The sequence below is a fragment of the Pseudomonas sp. Pseusp97 genome (assembly GCF_047304025.1).
Taxonomy (GTDB): domain Bacteria; phylum Pseudomonadota; class Gammaproteobacteria; order Pseudomonadales; family Pseudomonadaceae; genus Pseudomonas.
In genome coordinates, this window is the sequence record NZ_JBGLYK010000372.1 from 1 (window position 1) to 2,974 (window position 2,974).

Annotated in this window: 4 protein-coding genes; all 4 read right to left on the reverse strand. The window is 66.8% G+C overall.

The annotated features are described in order from the left end of the window. Positions 1-221: MJ0042-type zinc finger domain-containing protein (locus ACCC94_RS28965; RefSeq protein ID WP_413353027.1), on the reverse strand; the 221-nt coding region annotated here is incomplete at its 3' end. Positions 222-282: 61 nt separating this feature from the next. Next, entirely contained in the window at positions 283-1,161 is an 879-nt protein-coding gene (prmA, locus tag ACCC94_RS28970; RefSeq protein ID WP_413353028.1) for a 50S ribosomal protein L11 methyltransferase, read from the reverse strand. Positions 1,162-1,343: 182 nt separating this feature from the next. Then, on the reverse strand, positions 1,344-2,693 hold the full coding sequence (gene accC, locus ACCC94_RS28975) for an acetyl-CoA carboxylase biotin carboxylase subunit (RefSeq protein WP_045216407.1): 1,350 nt from the start codon (positions 2,691-2,693) through the stop codon (positions 1,344-1,346). Between the two features lie 17 nt (positions 2,694-2,710). Further along, positions 2,711-2,974: acetyl-CoA carboxylase biotin carboxyl carrier protein (accB, locus tag ACCC94_RS28980; RefSeq protein ID WP_413353029.1), on the reverse strand; the 264-nt coding region annotated here is incomplete at its 5' end.

Below are 2,974 nucleotides of genomic sequence, written 5' to 3' on the forward strand. Positions count from 1 at the left end.
GGTGCGGGCGCGGCAGCGGGAACCGGCGGCTTGACGGGAGCCGGCGCCGCCACTGCGGGTGTCGCCGCCTGGGTCGGCTCGCCCACCATGTTCTGCGGCGCGCTGAACACCTTCAGACAGGTTCCACAACGCACAGCCCCACTGGCCGCGCCCAGTTGCGCCGCGTTGACGCGGAAACGGGTCTGGCAATGGGGGCACTGTGTGATGAAGCTGTCGCTCATGCGGCGGTCCGGCGGAAAAAATCTGGCGGTTAGTCTAACTCAAGCCCCGTACGGCGGGCACTCAGCGGCGGCGGCCGCTGATGCGGATCCATCCGTCGCGCTCGGCGGTCGGGTCGAGGTCGAAGGCGTCTGCATAGGCGGCGCGCACTTCCTCGGCCTGCTCGGCGAGGATGCCCGAGAGGGCCAGCTGGCCACCGGGTTTCACCAGGCCGGTGAGCTGCTCTGCCAATGTGACCAGCGGACCGGCCAGAATGTTCGCCACCAGCACGTCCGCCTGCACCTTGGGCAGATCGGCGGGCAGGTAGACGGGGAACTTCGCCGGGTCGATGCCGTTGCGCGAGGCGTTGTCGCGGGAGGCTTCCAGCGCCTGCGGGTCGATGTCGGTGCCGACGGCCTGTTCGGCGCCCAGCAGCAGCGCGGCGATGGCGAGGATGCCCGAGCCGCAGCCGAAATCCAGCACCTGCTGGCCGGCCAGCTCCTGGCCGTCGAGCCATTCCAGGCACAGCGCGGTGGTCGGGTGGGTGCCGGTGCCGAAGGCCAGGCCCGGGTCGAGCAGCAGGTTCACCGCGTCCGGCTCCGGTGCGTCGTGCCAGCTGGGGACGATCCACAGGCGGCGGCCGAAGCGCATCGGCTTGAAGTTGTCCATCCAGCTGCGCTCCCAGTCCTGGTCCTCGATGCGCTCGATCTGGTGCTCCGGCAGTGCGCCGCCGGTGAGCAGGGACAGATGGGCGAGCAGCGCCGTCTCGTCGGTATCGGCCTCGAACAGCGCGAGCAGGTGGGTATGGCTCCACAGCGGGGTGGTGCCCAGGTCCGGCTCGAAGATCGGCTGGTCTTCTGCATCCATGAAGGTCACGGAGACGGCGCCGACTTCCAGCAGCGCATCTTCATAGGTTTCCGCCTGATCCGGGGTGATGGCGAGTCGGACTTGAAGCCAGGGCATGGGGCGGTACCTCGATCGTGCCGGGATGGAGCTGGAAAAGACAACGGACCGCCTGGGCGGCCCGCAGATAAAGGCGGCAAGCTTACTGCACGGCACCCTGCCATGCCAGCGTGCAGGGCCGCAAAGCACAAGGGCCGCCCGGAGGCAGCCCTTGTGGTGGAGCGAGGCGGAGCAGGGCAGGCTTAGTGCTTGTCCATGCCCAGCTTCTTCTCCAGGTAGTGGATGTTCACGCCACCCTTGCAGAACTCCTTGTCGCGGACCAGCTCCTTGTGCAGCTCGGTGTTGGTCTTGATGCCATCGACGATCAGCTCGTCCAGCGCATTACGCATGCGCGCCATGGCCTCATCGCGGTCCTTGCCGTAGGTGATGATCTTGCCCACCAGCGAGTCGTAGTTCGGCGGTACGGCGTAGCCGCTGTACAGGTGCGAATCCACACGCACGCCGTTGCCGCCCGGTGCGTGGAAGTGCTTCACCTTGCCGGGGCTCGGCATGAAGGTCTTCGGGTCTTCGGCGTTGATCCGGCATTCCAGCGCATGGCCACGGATGACCACGTCTTCCTGCTTGATCGACAGCTTGTTGCCCGAGGCGATGCTGAGCATCTCCTTGACGATGTCGATACCGGTGACCATCTCCGACACCGGATGCTCCACCTGTACGCGGGTGTTCATCTCGATGAAGTAGAAGCGGCCGTTCTCGTAGAGGAACTCGAAGGTACCGGCGCCACGGTAGCCGATTTCCACGCAGGCCTGGACGCAACGGGCCAGCACTTCGGCGCGGGCCTTCTCGTCGATGCCCGGGGCTGGGGCTTCTTCCAGCACCTTCTGGTGACGGCGCTGCAGCGAGCAGTCGCGATCGCCCAGGTGGATGGCGTTGCCCTGGCCGTCGGAGAGGACCTGGACTTCCACGTGGCGCGGGTTGGTCAGGAACTTCTCCAGGTAGACCATCGAGTTGCCGAAGGCCGCGCCCGCTTCGGTGCGGGTCAGCTTGGCGGACTTGATCAGGTCTTCTTCCTTGTGCACGACGCGCATGCCGCGACCACCACCGCCACCGGCGGCCTTGATGATCACCGGGTAGCCAACCTCGCGGGCAATCGCCAGCGCGGTTTCCTCGTCTTCCGGCAGCGGGCCGTCGGAGCCCGGCACGGTCGGCACGCCGGCTTTCTTCATGGCGTCCTTGGCGGACACCTTGTCACCCATCAGGCGGATGACGTCGGCGCTGGGGCCGATGAAGGTGAAGCCCGAGCGCTCGACCTGCTCGGCGAAGTCGGCGTTCTCGGCGAGGAAGCCGTAGCCGGGGTGGATACCCACGGCGCCGGTGACCTCGGCCGCGGCGATGATCGCCGGGATGTGCAGGTAGGACTGCGCGGCCGGGGCCGGACCGATGCAGACCGCTTCGTCGGCCAGCGACAGGTGCATCAGCTCGCGGTCGGCGGTCGAGTGCACGGCCACTGTCTTGATGCCCAGCTCCTTGCACGCGCGCAGGATGCGCAGCGCGATTTCGCCGCGGTTGGCGATCAGTACTTTTTCCAACATCGCAGGTTCCCCGCGGTTTAAACGATGGTGAACAGGGGCTGGTCGAACTCGACCGGCTGGCCGTTCTCCACGAGGATCTGACCGATCACGCCGCTGGTCTCGGCCTCGATGTGGTTCATCATCTTCATGGCTTCGACGATGCAGAGGATGTCGCCTTTCTTCACGCTCTGGCCGACTTCGACGAAGTTGGCGGAGGTCGGCGAGGCGGCGCGGTAGAAGGTGCCGACCATCGGCGAGCGCACGGCGCCGGCGAGGTTCTGGGCAGCCGGGGCGGCTTCGGC